The sequence below is a fragment of the Lacticaseibacillus sp. YLM2-1 genome, from assembly GCF_056583465.1.
Window position 1 is genome coordinate 1 of the sequence record NZ_JBWOEE010000004.1, and the last position, 13,793, is coordinate 13,793.

18 protein-coding genes are annotated in these 13,793 nt (G+C 41.0%); 16 read left to right on the plus strand and 2 right to left on the minus strand.

Features of this window, described 5'->3' with window-relative positions; genetic code table 11:
• The 4 genes from AC07KQ_RS14910 to AC07KQ_RS14925 all read left to right on the plus strand — a co-directional run bounded on the left by AC07KQ_RS14910 (window position 1) and on the right by AC07KQ_RS14925 (window position 2,506).
• Window positions 1–1,089, plus strand: coding sequence for a replication initiator protein A (locus AC07KQ_RS14910; RefSeq protein WP_480156686.1), 1,089 nt, complete (start codon window positions 1–3; stop codon window positions 1,087–1,089).
• 226 nt (window positions 1,090–1,315) lie between these two features.
• The gene (locus tag AC07KQ_RS14915) at window positions 1,316–1,597 is read left to right on the plus strand and encodes a type II toxin-antitoxin system RelB/DinJ family antitoxin (RefSeq protein WP_010014831.1); all 282 of its coding nucleotides are present in this window, start codon (window positions 1,316–1,318) and stop codon (window positions 1,595–1,597) included.
• A 46-nt stretch (window positions 1,598–1,643) separates the two neighbouring features.
• A complete protein-coding gene (locus AC07KQ_RS14920; protein ID WP_480156687.1) occupies window positions 1,644–1,829 on the plus strand; it encodes a hypothetical protein in 186 nt (61 codons plus the stop codon).
• Window positions 1,826–2,506 carry an ATPase gene (locus AC07KQ_RS14925; RefSeq protein ID WP_480156688.1) on the plus strand — a complete coding sequence of 227 codons (681 nt, stop codon included), beginning with the start codon at window positions 1,826–1,828 and terminating at the stop codon, window positions 2,504–2,506. The genes AC07KQ_RS14920 and AC07KQ_RS14925 overlap by 4 nt, the downstream gene beginning before the upstream one ends.
• On the opposite strand, the gene AC07KQ_RS14930 is transcribed toward AC07KQ_RS14925, so the two are convergent.
• Window positions 2,496–2,774 (minus strand): hypothetical protein, encoded by a 279-nt coding sequence (locus AC07KQ_RS14930; protein WP_480156689.1) that lies wholly within the window; start codon window positions 2,772–2,774, stop codon window positions 2,496–2,498. The two genes, AC07KQ_RS14925 and AC07KQ_RS14930, sit on opposite strands and share 11 nt — an antisense overlap.
• A gap of 22 nt (window positions 2,775–2,796) precedes the next feature.
• Entirely contained in the window at window positions 2,797–3,024 is a 228-nt protein-coding gene (locus AC07KQ_RS14935) for a hypothetical protein (RefSeq protein ID WP_175365116.1), read from the minus strand.
• A 253-nt stretch (window positions 3,025–3,277) separates the two neighbouring features.
• Here AC07KQ_RS14935 and mobQ point away from each other — a divergent pair, with 253 nt between their 5' ends.
• The 12 genes from mobQ (at window position 3,278) to AC07KQ_RS14995 (ending at window position 13,792) form a co-directional block, all read left to right on the plus strand.
• Window positions 3,278–5,341: a MobQ family relaxase gene (mobQ, locus tag AC07KQ_RS14940; RefSeq protein ID WP_480156690.1), complete on the plus strand. Its 2,064-nt coding sequence runs from the start codon at window positions 3,278–3,280 to the stop codon at window positions 5,339–5,341.
• 84 nt (window positions 5,342–5,425) lie between these two features.
• Window positions 5,426–5,737, plus strand: a complete 312-nt coding sequence (locus tag AC07KQ_RS14945) for a hypothetical protein (protein WP_226909079.1) — start codon at window positions 5,426–5,428, stop codon at window positions 5,735–5,737.
• Between the two features lie 41 nt (window positions 5,738–5,778).
• Window positions 5,779–6,393 carry a hypothetical protein gene (locus tag AC07KQ_RS14950; RefSeq protein ID WP_480156691.1) on the plus strand — a complete coding sequence of 205 codons (615 nt, stop codon included), beginning with the start codon at window positions 5,779–5,781 and terminating at the stop codon, window positions 6,391–6,393.
• A 1-nt stretch (window position 6,394) separates the two neighbouring features.
• Window positions 6,395–6,730: a CagC family type IV secretion system protein gene (locus AC07KQ_RS14955; protein ID WP_008212306.1), complete on the plus strand. Its 336-nt coding sequence runs from the start codon at window positions 6,395–6,397 to the stop codon at window positions 6,728–6,730.
• 21 nt (window positions 6,731–6,751) lie between these two features.
• A complete protein-coding gene (locus AC07KQ_RS14960; protein WP_014216295.1) occupies window positions 6,752–7,114 on the plus strand; it encodes a hypothetical protein in 363 nt (120 codons plus the stop codon).
• Window positions 7,083–7,742: a TrsD/TraD family conjugative transfer protein gene (gene trsD / locus AC07KQ_RS14965; RefSeq protein ID WP_125715947.1), complete on the plus strand. Its 660-nt coding sequence runs from the start codon at window positions 7,083–7,085 to the stop codon at window positions 7,740–7,742. Before AC07KQ_RS14960 ends, trsD begins: the two co-directional genes overlap by 32 nt.
• 11 nt (window positions 7,743–7,753) lie before the next feature.
• Window positions 7,754–9,769, plus strand: coding sequence for a VirB4 family type IV secretion system protein (locus tag AC07KQ_RS14970; protein WP_480156692.1), 2,016 nt, complete (start codon window positions 7,754–7,756; stop codon window positions 9,767–9,769).
• The gene (locus tag AC07KQ_RS14975; RefSeq protein WP_480156693.1) at window positions 9,762–11,180 is read left to right on the plus strand and encodes a conjugal transfer protein; all 1,419 of its coding nucleotides are present in this window, start codon (window positions 9,762–9,764) and stop codon (window positions 11,178–11,180) included. Before AC07KQ_RS14970 ends, AC07KQ_RS14975 begins: the two co-directional genes overlap by 8 nt.
• Complete coding sequence (locus AC07KQ_RS14980; RefSeq protein WP_480156694.1) at window positions 11,181–12,335, plus strand: phage tail tip lysozyme; 1,155 nt, start codon at window positions 11,181–11,183, stop codon at window positions 12,333–12,335.
• A 13-nt stretch (window positions 12,336–12,348) separates the two neighbouring features.
• Window positions 12,349–12,966 (plus strand): hypothetical protein, encoded by a 618-nt coding sequence (locus AC07KQ_RS14985; RefSeq protein ID WP_216749028.1) that lies wholly within the window; start codon window positions 12,349–12,351, stop codon window positions 12,964–12,966.
• Window positions 12,953–13,321, plus strand: coding sequence for a thioredoxin family protein (locus tag AC07KQ_RS14990; RefSeq protein WP_064658633.1), 369 nt, complete (start codon window positions 12,953–12,955; stop codon window positions 13,319–13,321). Before AC07KQ_RS14985 ends, AC07KQ_RS14990 begins: the two co-directional genes overlap by 14 nt.
• The gene (locus AC07KQ_RS14995) at window positions 13,322–13,792 is read left to right on the plus strand and encodes a hypothetical protein (protein WP_021349293.1); all 471 of its coding nucleotides are present in this window, start codon (window positions 13,322–13,324) and stop codon (window positions 13,790–13,792) included.
• Window position 13,793 lies beyond the last annotated feature (1 nt).

Consider the following 13,793-nt stretch of genomic DNA (forward strand, 5'->3'; position numbering starts at 1 on the left):
ATGACAAAATCAACAAAGTTCAATTACTATGAAGCCGATAACGTATATGGAGCCTTATTTTTCCAATTTCCTAAAGTATTAATGTATGGCGATCAATACAAACATTTAAGCAATGACGCTAAATTAGCTTATATGGTCCTCAAAGACCGTTTAGAGTATTCTTTGCGTAATAACTGGGTTGATAGTGAGGGTCATGTTTACTTTATCTTTACCAACCAAGAACTAATGGACTTGTTTAATTGCTCAAAGGGAAAAGCCATCAAAACAAAAACAGAGCTGGAATCAATCGGATTACTCGTTCAGAAACAAATGGGTTTTAACCCGAAAACTAAAAAGAATGAACCGAACCGTTTATACCTTTCCAAACTTGATGTCAAAGCCACCGATGTCTATTTACGCGGTGAATATGGTCAAAATAGCCCGCAAACCCTTGCTACGAGCGGAAGTTCAAAAAATGAACTTCCGCGGGAGACCGTTGAAACCCTTGCTACGAGCGGAAGTTCAAAAAATGAACTTCCGCATAAGTTCGTTGACGACACCCCGCAAACCCTTGCTACGAGCGGAAGTTCAAAAAATGGACTTAATCTATATAAAGAACCTAAAGAAAAAGATAAAGATAGATACAATATAGATACTCAAAAGTTGGACTTTTCCACAGCTCATTTCTCACCAGCAGAAATTCAAAAACAAAACCAGGATCTCATAAGTCATGCTAATGACTTCTTAACTGATGAAGACAGTGGCTTACCCGTTTTCTTAGAACCCGAAGCCGTGCAATTACTTAGCTTCTGGTGCCGTACCCCACAACAAATGCGTCGCTTCATCGGCATTATCTTAAATGCTAAGTACCGAGTTGAGAAGGATCATCAGGATATTGGGGTCCTAATCCCACTAGACGACGAAGAACTAAAACCTTTAATGACCAAAGCACTAAGACGCTACTTTAACGCCCTAAGAAGCAATGAAAAGCACATTAAAAACGTAGAGAACTACTTATATGGCACCATGCAAAACTTATTTGGCATTTGGTGGAATAAACAGGCGGCTAAAGAATTTGCGACCAAGCGCCCTGACGATGAGCGTGCTTAAAACTAAAAAGCTATATAAGGCCATTTAAGCTTTTTTAAACAGATAGAGCATAATTATATTAAACGAGTTTTAAAATGCGCTTACGGGCACTTTAGGAACGTTGTATAAGTGCCATTGCGGAAAGGACAGCAAACTTAAATTCACAACTTTTAAAGAAGCAGGCTAATTGAGATGGTACTCAAAGATTAGTATAATGTGAGTAGTAATAAAGGGGGGCGAGAAAATCATGGCAGTTAAGGAAAAGAAACGCGTACAAGTCCAGATTGACAAAGAATTGGCAGATAATACCGAAGCCGTTTTAAGCCAGTTAGGTCTAAACCCAACCACAGCAATCAATATGTTTTATAAGCGGATCGTAGCTGACGCAGCATTACCGTTTAAACCAGCCCTGAGCGAAGCCGAAAGAGCTAATTTAAGCCTTTTAAAGGCTACCAAAGAGACACCAGTAACAGAGTTCAAAGACGCTAAAGAAGTCGCTGATTGGCTCAATGATCCAGATGAGGACTAATGGCTTATCAGATTAAATAAATTAATAACTTGGAAGTGTGATGAACATGAAAGATACAATCACAATTAATGACTTTTTTGAAATTGCCAAAGAAACTGATTTAAGAGATTTACTTGATAAGTCATTACATGAGCCAGATCCAGAAAAGCGCAAAGTATATGACGCTTTATATACCTACTTTTTAGATAAAAGGCAAGATGAGGTCATTAAGCGAAAGGACTTTGTCCGTTGATAGATAAACCCCAATATATAATTGTTGCTGGTATTAACGGAGCAGGAAAAAGTACGCTATACGATACATTTCCCATCTTGTTTGACAAAACAAAACGGATTAACGCTGATGAACTTTTAAGACAAATGGGTGGCGATTGGTATAAAGATAGTGACAACTTAAAAGCCATGAAAGAAGAAATCAAACAACTACACTATGCTTTAGATCACCAGCAAAGTATTCACGTAGAAACAACACTGGCAGGTAGAGGCAAAGCTCAACTCAATTTGATTGACAAAGCTCACAAAAATGGCTTTGAAGTGACTTTATTATATGTTGCTTTGCGAGATGAAAATTTAGCTATCCAAAGGGTCAACGAACGGGTACAAAAAGGTGGGCACGGTGTTCCAGTAGCAACGATCAAGAAACGTTATCAGCAATCCAAACATAATTTGCCATTAGTGGCCTTTAAATCTGATAAGGTCATGATCTATGATAATAGCGAAAAGTTTACCTCTGTTTATGCAAGAGAGAAGGGACAAGTTTTTAAGAACGATTTGAGGCATTTTCCTTGGATAAACCAAAATATTACTTATCCAGAAAAGGTGCAAAAGCAGTTACAAAATTTTGCAGATCAAAGCCCAGAAGTAAAGCCTAAAAATGATCCAGAAAATAAAAACGATCGGCCTAGTTATTAGGTTGATCGTTTTTTAATTTATCCGGTTTATGGGCGTTAACATAGTCAGCAAATGTTTTTAAAAGTTCTTCGGTTTGTTCAACCGAAAGGTTATCAGCTTGAAAGTATTTTTCTAGCAAAGCCCCTTTTTGAATTAATCGGCGAGAACGTGCTTTGCGGTCTTGTCGGCTTTCATAGTATTTAGATTGCCGTAATTTAAAATCTTCCCACTCAATTTTTTGTTTTAAACGCGCTTGCTGCTCGACTAGTTTTTCATATTGATTAGACATGAGATTTCCCCATCTCGTATGGCTAATGATCTACGGACTTTACCTTTAAAAATTCAGAAAATTGCTTGGCTAAAAGCTTAATCTGATCGTTAGACAAATTAGCATAATCTAAATTGGCTTGACTTATGATTTGTTTACCTAGCCGTTGTTCAATCTTATTTTTTTCGTCCTTAATTTTTTGATTAAGGGCTTTTAATTTAGCTTCTTGTTTTTCTAAGTTACTTTGAGGCATAACAATCCCTCCAATCATATTAGAAATAATCACCGAAACTATATCATATAAGAAACGTTAAGTCAAAGTATAAAATTTGAAATAGCGAAGCGGAAGGCATACACTAAAAGTAAATTTAGAAGAATCAGAAGACCGAGTGAAACGAGGTCAATGCGCACTTACACACAACAACTAAAGTTTGTTGTGTTATTGTGCTAAACCCTTGTATCAGAAGTCGCCGTTGGCGACAACAAAAGCAAACCCATAAACCCAAATAAAGGTGGTTACCGACATGGCAATTTTTCACATGAGCTTTAGTAATATCAGTGCGGGAAAAGGAAGAAGCGCAATTGCTGGAGCAAGTTATAGAAGTGGTGAAAAGTTATTCGATCAAAAAGAAGGTCGAAGCTATTTTTATGCTCGGTCAGTCATGCCAGAAAGCTTTATTTTAACCCCCAAAAATGCGCCAGCATGGGCGAGTGATAGAGAGAAATTATGGAATGAAGTCGAAAGAAAAGATCGGCGATCAAATTCACGCTATGCAAAAGAGTTTAACGTGGCTTTACCAGTTGAATTAAGTGAAGATGAACAGAAAGAATTATTGACAAAATATGTACAAGAAAATTTTGTTGATGAGGGTATGGTTGCCGACGTAGCAATTCATAGAGATCACCCAGATAATCCGCACGCTCATGTTATGCTAACTAATCGTCCATTTAATCCAGACGGAACATGGGGATTGAAAAGTAAAAGAGAAAATATATTAGATGAAAATGGGAACAAGACTTATACAGGAAATAGTCGTTTTCCAAGATCAAGAAAGGTGTGGCTAGTTGATTGGGATAAAAAAGAAAAAATTACTGAATGGCGGCACAATTGGGCGGCTAGTGTAAATCAAGTTTTAGAGCAAAAAAATATTCCGGATCGGATCAGTGAAAAATCATTTATCGAGCAGGGAATAGATGATACCCCAATGCAACATGAGGGAATCAATAGTAAGCGGCATGAAAGAAAAGAATTTAACCAACAAGTTAAGGACTATCGCAAGGCCAAAGCCAGTTATAAAAACAACCAAGAAAAAGTAATCAATAGAGGTCATTTAGATAGTCTAAGCAAACACTTCTCGTTTAATGAAAAACGGGTGGTCAATGAGTTAAGTCATGAACTGAAAACTTATATCAGTTTAGAGAGCTTAGATGATAAACGGCGCATGCTATTTAATTGGAAAAATAGCACCTTAATTAAACATGCAGTTGGTGAAGATGTGGCTAAACAATTATTGACAATTAACCAACAAGAAAGCTCATTAAAAAAGGCAGATGAACTCTTAAATAAAGTGGTCGATCGTACTACGAAAAAACTTTATCCAGAGCTTAATTTTGAACAGACCACACAAGCTGAAAGACGAGAATTAATCAAGGAAACCGAAAGCGAGCAAACAGTTTTCAAAGGCAGTGAATTAAACGAACGTTTAATGAATATTCGTGATGATTTATTGACCCAGCAATTATTGACCTTTACCAAGCGGCCATACGTTGGCTTTAAGTTATTAATGCAACAAGAAAAAGAGGCCAAAATCGATCTGAAATATACGCTAATGATCCACTCTGATAGCTTAGAAAGCCTAGAACACGTCGATAAAGGACTACTAGAAAAGTATTCACCAGCAGAACAGCAAAAGATTACGAGAGCAGTCAAAGACCTACGGACAATCATAGCAGTTAAGCAAGTCATTAAAACGCAATACCATGAGGTATTGAAAAGAGCCTTTCCTAATGGTGATTTAGATGATCTTTCACTAGTTAGACAAGAACAGGCTTATACAGCCGTGATGTACTATGATCCAACTTTAAAGCCATTAAAAGTCGAAACAATGGCACAATGGCAAGAAAACCCACCGAGGGTTTTCAGTACCCAAGAACATCAATTAGGGTTAGCTTATTTGTCGGGGCAGCTTAGCTTAGATCAGTTAGAAAATCATCACTTACAACGAGTTTTAAAGCATGACGGAACGAAACAAATTTTTCTTGGTGAGTGTAAAGCTGATCCAACTATTAAAACCAGCCAGATTGAAAAAATCCAAAAGCAGTTAAAAGAGCAACAAGATAAGGACGACCAGTACCGAAAAGCAAATATCGGACATTATCAACCACTGAACTACAAGCCAGTTAGTCCAGACTATTACTTAAAGACGGCCTTTAGTAACGCAATCATGACCGCCCTATATGCCCGTGATGAAGATTACCAACGGCAAAAACAGGCGCAAGGTTTAAAGGAGACTGAGTGGGAAATGACGAAAAAGCAACGGCAACACCAAACTCGAAACCGGCATGAAGATGGTGGTATGCACTTGTAATGTAAATGTAAAAACAAATGTACACAAGTGTGTTCAAACGGTGCTATAATTTAGTTAATTATTTAAGAAAGGAGTTACCTGCATGTGGCAAGACAACACGAATGGATTAGTTTATCTCAGGCCGGTATCAAGCTAGGGCATGATCGATCATATGTAAGCTTATGGTTAAGGCGGCACCCAAATAGTATGCCCGAAGAATATTTAATGGAAACCGGCACAGTCAAATTAATTTCACTGGAAGGCATTGAATGGATAAGGAAACAAACAAAAAAAGAGGGCGTCCTCGTCAGCAGTAGAGTTGCTAACGGGGATCAGCACCTAGAATTACGCCTTCTAGGTGTCACCCTCCTAACAATCCATTTTACCGGGTGGGCTAGGGGAAAGCTAGTTGCTTAATATTTCTAGCCTAGAAAAGGGCAATATAAGGAGGTGATCCAATGAAAGTAGAAAGCTGGCAAGGCATTAATGGCAAGTTACTCCATGATGACCAAAAGGCCATTGTGGTTGATGACGATCAAAAGTTAACCGATCTAAAACAGTTACAAGCAATTTTAGATCAAGACGGTCAGCCAGTTGACGAAGTCCGACAAGCAATGATTAAGAAGACCGTTAAACGCCAGTTAAAGACTGAACCATTAAAACTTAGCGGCTGGTTTAATCGCCATCAAGACAGTCAAAATGCTAAAAAGGCCGAAAAATTGGTAAGTGATAAACCCACCCATCAATATAAGCAAATTAAAAACGAAATGACCTTTTTTGGTGAGAGTTTCCTGGAAGGCTTCTTAGGTTTCTATGGTTTGAAAGTTGATAACGCCTTAGGCCGTTACGAACATAATTTGCATGTCTTAGAGACTCAGGAACTTGGTCAGTCAGAAAAAGAGTATTACTTAGCCACGAGCCAAAATGGCCGAGTTAAATTAGCCACAGATCCATTACCAAGCCAGCAAATTGCCGAGGAACAATTGGATAAGTTCTATCAGCGTGAGCCAGGAAAAACGCAGGCAGAACAAATTCAATTACGAACATCAGAAGACGATGGAAAGGAGGAATAACATGAAATTCAGCAAAGTAAAAGCGTTAGCCACTACTGGAGCTACTGCAATTTACTTGGGATTGATGAACGCCCAGGTCGTCTTTGCCGCAGACGGTGGTGAAGTTAAAAGCAAGCTAACCAGCGCTGGTAAGACGATTCAAGGTATTTTAACTGGCTTGGTCGTTTTAGTTGGGATTTGTGTCGCGCTATTTATTATTATCAAAAGAATGCCTGACGCAGACGATCCACGAGAGAAATCAGAGGTTTATCACGCGGTTGGTCGGGTGGCTGGTTTAGTGGCCCTAGCGGCAGCGATTATCTGGCTATTACCTTGGGTTTACAGCCTATTCACTTAATTTAAAAAGGAGCCTGCCAAAATGAAGAAAGGAAAAGAATTTATCTTTCCAGAGAACGTAGATAAAGATTATGGGATCTGGAAAGACTACACCTTGAAGGATTTTGGCTATGCGGCGCTGGCAGGACTAGTGGGCTTAATTTTTATTGCGATCCCACCCTATGGCCTAATTTTAGTCCTGATAAAAATAGTGATTGTTGTCTTAGCCATGACGATTGTCATGGCTATTTTAACAATTCGGCCAGTTGCGGCGCGGAAGAATATTAAAGTGCGGGATAACTTTAAGTTAAAACGCCGCTATGCCAATGGCCAGAAACTGTTTTATTTAAAACCGAAGAAGCGAGGTGAACTAAATGCGTTTGAAGAAGAGCAAAACCGCCAATAAATCAGCGAAGCTCGATTGGGATTACCAACCGCCTAGAATCAATGGTGGCAAAGAGACCATTGATGACATGAGCTTGGTGGTGGGTATGTATGGTAACTACGAAGTTACCAAAACGGGTAATCTCGTTGGAATTTTGGAAGTTAGTGGGATCAACCTTGATCTACTTAATGAAACCGAACAGCAAGACGTCTTTGAGGACTATGGCGCCTTTCTCATGAGTACGTTAGGTGAAGGGGTTGATGACACCTTACAGTTCTTAGAGCCGACAATTCCCGTCAATATGACAGCTTATCTCAATGGTCTCAAACGGCGGTATCTCGCTTTACAAAAAGATCACCCCGAGCAACAGTTCAAAATCCAGCTCATAGCCAGTTATTTGGACCACTTTACTAAAGTCCAAGAATCCAAAAACATGACGACTAAGCAACACCTGCTAATCGTTAAGGTGCCGATTAAGGACAAAAGCGTTAAAAGCTTAAGCTTAGCCGTCACCCACTTAGACGAGAAGATCGAACAGGTTAAGCGGGATATTGAAAATGCGTTAACAGACTTTGATGTGACGGCCAAAGTGTTGACTAGTCAAGAAGTTCAAGAGATTTTAAAGAACTTAATCAATTTCAATGGATAGGAGGTAACAGTATGAGTTTTGGTGATAAGGTCATTGATTTGTTCATGCCAACCAAGAAAGAAAGTCAGCAAAATAGTGAACCAGCAGTTAATAAGCATAAACCGGAGGTTGAAGACTTTACCAAGCTGATTGATCGCGATAGCTTGCATTCACTATTTCCATTTAGCTGGGAACAGTACCCCACCTACGTCCAGTCGGGCGAGAATTTTATTCGGGTGTTAGCGATTGCCGACTATCCTAAGCGGGTGTATGGCAACTGGTTATCGGAGTTAAAGCGCAAAAAAGGCGTTATCGATATTGTGCAATATATCGACAGCGCCAGTAACAATTCAATGATTACCTATTACAAGAAGACGATTCAAAATAAGGAAGCGCAGAAGCTCAATACGTTCGACCCGTATAAAAAGAAGATTCTGCAAAATTATATTGATTCAGCCAACATGCAACTAGATAAATACCTTGATAATTCTACCACATTTGTGTACCAACATATGCTCATTTATCTACGGGCCAACAGTTTAGCAGAACTAGATGACTTAACCGAGAACGTCAAGAACACCTTGATTAAGCTACAGATGAAGCCCTTGGTGCCCGTTAAAGCGACTTTCCAAGCATTTTGGTCAACCATGCCAATTAACGAGAACCTCATGGGGGATTACACCTATAAAGAGAGTAATACCGAAGTCGCCAGCAGCATGTTTCCCTTTGATGACGCGGAAATTTTGGACTTGAAGCCGAGAAGCGATATTGAAGGGGTTAACAAAGATACCAACAGCTTAATTGCCGTGGATATGCTGGATCGCAATAAGACGCTTAATCAAAATCAAGTCATTATCGGGACTTCCGGGGTTGGTAAAACCACCTATATGATCCAGAAAATCTTACGCTACGCCATTCAAGATTATCAGCTTTACATTATTGACCCAGAAAACGAATATACCAAGATTGTTGAAGCCCTAGGTGGGGCGGTCTTACATCTAACCTCGAATGCTAAGTACAAAATTAATCCGCTCCAAATCTTTTCCGAAGAAATCCTCAGCGCTGATGAAGCGGTCACGAACCTTGATTTACTAGTCAAAGACAAAATCCAGCGATTAAAGGGGTTCTTTGAAGTCCTTAAAACCGGGATTACCCAAGTTGAACTGGCAATCCTTGATGATGTCGTTAAACAAGCTTACGTCAACAGTGGCGTTTTGAAATATAGCCGCTTAAAAGAAATTAAAGATGATCAGTGGCCGACCTTATCCAATGTTTATGATGAGTTGGAAAAACTGGCAGATAAGGATACTGACAAATTCAGTCGGGTTAAAGACTTCTACTATATTTTAGGCAGTTATACCCATGGCTCTAATAGCCTATTTGACGGCCACACCAACGTTAACTTAAAAGGGAAAATCATTTCCTTTGATTTAAAACCGCTACAAAGTGAACAGGAAGTCCAATCTGCCGCCTATCTAAATACCTTCCAATATTTGTGGGACGAAATCACTAAAGATCGGCATAGCCGCAAAAAACTGTTTGTTGATGAATTTCACTTTTTAACCTTGCATAAAGCGGCCGCCACCTTTTTCCACCAAGCATACAAGCGGTTTAGAAAGTACAATGCCGGAGCCATTGCCGGAACGCAGCAAATTCAAGATGTGATTGAAGGAACAACAGATACTGGGCAGAACATTGGGGAAGCCATTATTGGGAACTCCTATACCAAAGTGTTCTTTGGCCTTGATGGCAAAGGCGTTGATGACGTCATTACTAAGTTGCGTATGACGTTCTCAGATAAAGAAAAGAAGCTACTAGAACGTCGTAGACAAGGCGAAGCACTGATGATCTATGGTAGCCAACGTGCCTTTATGCGCGTCGAGTTGACCGAAGAAGAATTGCGGTTAATTGATCCCGAAGCTTACCAGGAAAAATATAACCGTGAGACCGCCAACCAACCGGATTATCAAAAGCGCGTGGTGTTGACGCCAAGTGAGATTGACGCTTTGACGACTACTGAAGAGGAAGGAGGGACTTTAAATGAGTAAATCAAATCAGTTATTGAATATCGAGGTTGGGACGTTCAGGCGGCAAGGAAACAAGTTAATCCTTGAACTCAATCACAATCAGTTTCGATATGACCAGTTGAGTGAGCTAAACGAATTAAAGCAAGCTGATGCCAATTTCTTGCAGTTGGTTAACGTGGTTGAGCAAGACCAAAAGGTCGTTTTAACTTATACCTTGCCAGATAAGGTCAGATCATTAAAGGAATTACCGCAGGAAAATAAGGCGATCCGGGCAGCCATTGCCAAGAAAATTATGGCGCAAAAGGTGGTTGCTGATAGCCAGTATCATATTGCGTTAAATCCAGCTAATCTGTGGTATTACCCCATGCAACATGTTTGGTACGCCTATCGCGCCAATGAACTCATGCCTTATGATGACAAACATAGCAATTTAGCCAAATACAAAGCGCTGATTCTATTTTGCTTGACGGGGACGCCCTATGAACGGCTACTAAGCAATCCTAAAGAAGCCCTAGCTAAACACCCGGACGACTATTTACAACAAGTAGCTAAAGCTACGTCGTTAAATGAGTTAACGGAAGTGGTTAACAGCATTGAGGACTTTGTGAGTTATCACGAATGGCAGGAAGTTGAAACGGCCCAGCAGAAAACCAAACAACGTTTGTGGTTGAGCGTGGCCGGAGTGGCGATTGTGGCCGTTTTGGCCGTCGGCTTAGTCCATAAAAGTGACGAACGAAAGTATCAAAGCTTAGCTAACCAGAACCAAGCCCAGGTCACGCGATTAAAATATAGCGGTCAAATTCAGACCGCTTTAAATGATCATAAGTGGTCAGAAGCACAAAAAGATATGCAACGAGCCGGCTATCCTGCAACTAAGCAAGTCAATGTCTTTTTAAAGCATGGTCAGTACCAGCAAGCTTTAAAGGTTGACCCAAGCCAGTTGAATAAGGTTGTCAACACGGCTTATGCCAACAAGGATAGCGGGCAGGTTGCCAAGTGGGAATTGCCAACTAAGGCGACAAGCAAGCAAAAAGACCAATTGGCGCTGGAAAAAGCCATCGTTAACTACGATACCAATACGCTCAATAACCAATTATCCTTTACGACGAACGCTGATGTTTTATTGAGAATGGGACAAGCCTTCCTAGCCCATAACGATACGCAAGACGCCCAGACCGTCCAAACCAAATTAGCCGGCGTGAACAGTCCTAAAGCTAAGTATTTAAAAGCCCTGTTAAGCCTCAATTCCGCTAAGAACGAAGTTAGCGACGCCCAAAAGAAATTAGATGACGCCAACAAGATTGATGGCAGTAAAGATAAGGATAAAGACAAGAAGGTGGATTCAGCCAAGTCGGACTTAAAGAATGCGCAGAGCGACCAATCGGCAGCGCAAAAACAAGTCGATCAGGCCAAGCACAAAGTGGGTGATTAAATGCAGGTATTGTCGTTTGAATATAAGAAAAAGAAGTGGAAGTTGATTGCTTATATTGTGGGCGGTGCCATTCTGCTAATCGTCTTGCTGATTGCCGCGATTACTGGTCAGCTACAAGAAAACAGTTGTGATAACTCAACCACCACAGAGACGCAATTGGATAGTAAGAGCATGACAGAAAATGCCAAAAATATCTATGCGCATTGGAAACAGAAGTATGGCGCCACCCCACAAGCGGCCGCCGGAATCTTGGGGGTCTTACAATTGGAAAGTCGCCTTGATCCCAATTCGGTTAATTCAAGTTCCGGTGCCACGGGCTTAGCCCAGTGGTTAGGTGGTCGAAAGGATAAGTTGGAAGATTTAGCCCACAAAGAAAACAAACCAGCGACTAACCTCGGCGCGCAGTTGGACTATCTTGATCAAGAATTGAACAGTAGTTACTATGCGTCAAACAAGCAGATTTTTAAGTATACGGACGTGCATAAAGCGACCAAATCTTGGTTAATGGATTACGAGGGTATGAGTAAGAACCCGGAACAATGGTATTTAAGCCAAAGATACGGGTATGCCGATCATTGGTATTCCGTGTTGGGTGCAAGTGATCCCGTGGCCGGTAATACGTTAGATAATGCAAGTTCCGGCGATCTGACCGAACTAGGTTGTGATAGTGACCCGAGCTATTCCGGCGGTAGTATCGTCAAAAATGCGGAAAGTATGAAAGGTGACTTCTACTATGTGCAAACCCACCCCAGCCCCGATTTAGGTAGCGATTTAAAGAACCCTAACAAAACCGGTGGGACGGATTGTTCGGGCTTTGTCTGGTTAGCGCTTAATAAAGCTGGTTACAAGGTACCGGCCAACATGGGCTGGTTTACCGGTACGATGGCAAGTGACGCCAAAGGCAGTCATCAATATCTGAAACAGATCAGTGAAAATGACGCCAAAGCCGGCGATATTGTGATTGTTAATCAAGGTGCCGGGGCCGGGAACAATGGGCACACCGCAATCTTGTTAGACAAGTGGCAAGGCAAAGCCACCAAAATCATTGAGCAAGGTGGTGTCGGCGACAAGGTTAACGAAAGCACATTTGGCACCGCGTTTTATAGCTTATTGAACGGTAGCGATGTGACGTTAGCCCGGCCAATCAAGAAGTAAGGAGGACGAGCAAATGAAACGCAGCATGGTTTTAAGTATTGCGATTGGTAGTTTGATCTTAATCATGTCATTAGGGGCGAATGCCTATCAACATAGCCAAGTTAAGCAGGCGCAACAACAGATCAGTCGCTTACAACAACAGAAGCGCCAAGTTAGCCGGCAATTGACTAAAGTTAATCAACAAAAGCAGTTATTGAGCACCCAAATTGACAGTTATAAGACCTACCAAAATAATAAAGACAAAAGTCAGGCTGAATTGAGCTTTAATACGGTGGTCACCAAGTTCTTTGACGTCATGAATAACTTCAAGCCCAAGACCTACGGTCAGCGTAAAGATGGCGTTAAAGACTTGATTTCCGACAAGTTGTACCAGCAATACTTTTCAAATAAGGGCACGTATGGTGATAGCAATAGTGTTTCAGCCAAATTAGATCAGCTGAACCTGTATACACAAAGTAAGCAGGGGCAAAACATGAAGGGCTTGGCCGTCGTCAGTTATGAAAGTAAGAGTGGCGACAACGACTGGCAAAAGGCGACGGTGCTTTATCAAGTGACTTTCGATACCACCACGAATCGAATCACCGCAGTCCAAAACTTAGGCAGTAGCTTCAAAGCCAGTGACCTTAATTAAGCGGGTTGGTAAAGCCCTAGCGGTAATCGTGGTGGTTTTAGCCGTTAGCGGGTTTACTGGTCATCAATACGTCAATCACGTGGAAAAACAGCGGCCAGTTGTGACGCTGGCTAAGCACCCTGAAAAAGTGTTGTTCTTCTATCGTGATGATTGCCCGGATTGTCAGTCTATTTTCCATCAAATTTATTGGCACAACGCAATCAGTCACAATATCGTCTTGATTAACATGAATCAACCGCAGAATCGGCATTACATTCAAAAATATCAATTAACGTCAGTACCAACCTTGATCCATGGTAAGCAACGGTACACCGGCACCAACCAACAAAGAATTAAACAGATAGTAGGTGATTAGATGAAAGACAAATTATTAAACAGCGTTAAAGCTAGTTGGCCGTACCTACTAACGCTAATCATTGGCTTGTATTTAGCGGAGATTTTAGCTGGCTCTGTCATGGCCTTGTCCCGCTATAAGTTGGCATTTGCAGATCATATGCCAACCGTATTAAAACAATTAGCCTTACACCCTTGGCACTATTACAACTTGTATTTGGGCCAAAAGAACCCAGTACTAATTATTGTCAGTGTCGCCGTGGTCCTATACACCATCTATTTTGCTTTGAAGCGCAATAGCAAGCACAAAGCGTGGGAAACCGCAGACACTGAAACCCACGGGAGCGCGACTTGGGGTAATCTAAAAGAATTGAGTGACCATTACTTTAGTATCAATGCCAAAGACCTCACCACAGCATTTAACAAGAGTACCAAGGCCGAAATTCTCAAATCATTAGTGGATCGAGAAAAGTCAGCGAAGGGAGGAGATTAAC

Coding starts and splice junctions, on each gene's coding strand:
- AC07KQ_RS14910 (WP_480156686.1), top strand. CDS start 1: ATGACAAAATCAACAAAGTTCAATTACTATGAAGCCGATAACGTATAT.
- AC07KQ_RS14915 (WP_010014831.1), top strand. CDS start 1,316: ATGGCAGTTAAGGAAAAGAAACGCGTACAAGTCCAGATTGACAAAGAA.
- AC07KQ_RS14920 (WP_480156687.1), top strand. CDS start 1,644: ATGAAAGATACAATCACAATTAATGACTTTTTTGAAATTGCCAAAGAA.
- AC07KQ_RS14930 (WP_480156689.1), bottom strand. CDS start 2,774: ATGTCTAATCAATATGAAAAACTAGTCGAGCAGCAAGCGCGTTTAAAA.
- AC07KQ_RS14935 (WP_175365116.1), bottom strand. CDS start 3,024: ATGATTGGAGGGATTGTTATGCCTCAAAGTAACTTAGAAAAACAAGAA.
- mobQ (WP_480156690.1), top strand. CDS start 3,278: ATGGCAATTTTTCACATGAGCTTTAGTAATATCAGTGCGGGAAAAGGA.
- AC07KQ_RS14950 (WP_480156691.1), top strand. CDS start 5,779: ATGAAAGTAGAAAGCTGGCAAGGCATTAATGGCAAGTTACTCCATGAT.
- AC07KQ_RS14955 (WP_008212306.1), top strand. CDS start 6,395: ATGAAATTCAGCAAAGTAAAAGCGTTAGCCACTACTGGAGCTACTGCA.
- AC07KQ_RS14960 (WP_014216295.1), top strand. CDS start 6,752: ATGAAGAAAGGAAAAGAATTTATCTTTCCAGAGAACGTAGATAAAGAT.
- trsD (WP_125715947.1), top strand. CDS start 7,083: ATGCGTTTGAAGAAGAGCAAAACCGCCAATAAATCAGCGAAGCTCGAT.
- AC07KQ_RS14970 (WP_480156692.1), top strand. CDS start 7,754: ATGAGTTTTGGTGATAAGGTCATTGATTTGTTCATGCCAACCAAGAAA.
- AC07KQ_RS14975 (WP_480156693.1), top strand. CDS start 9,762: ATGAGTAAATCAAATCAGTTATTGAATATCGAGGTTGGGACGTTCAGG.
- AC07KQ_RS14980 (WP_480156694.1), top strand. CDS start 11,181: ATGCAGGTATTGTCGTTTGAATATAAGAAAAAGAAGTGGAAGTTGATT.
- AC07KQ_RS14985 (WP_216749028.1), top strand. CDS start 12,349: ATGAAACGCAGCATGGTTTTAAGTATTGCGATTGGTAGTTTGATCTTA.
- AC07KQ_RS14995 (WP_021349293.1), top strand. CDS start 13,322: ATGAAAGACAAATTATTAAACAGCGTTAAAGCTAGTTGGCCGTACCTA.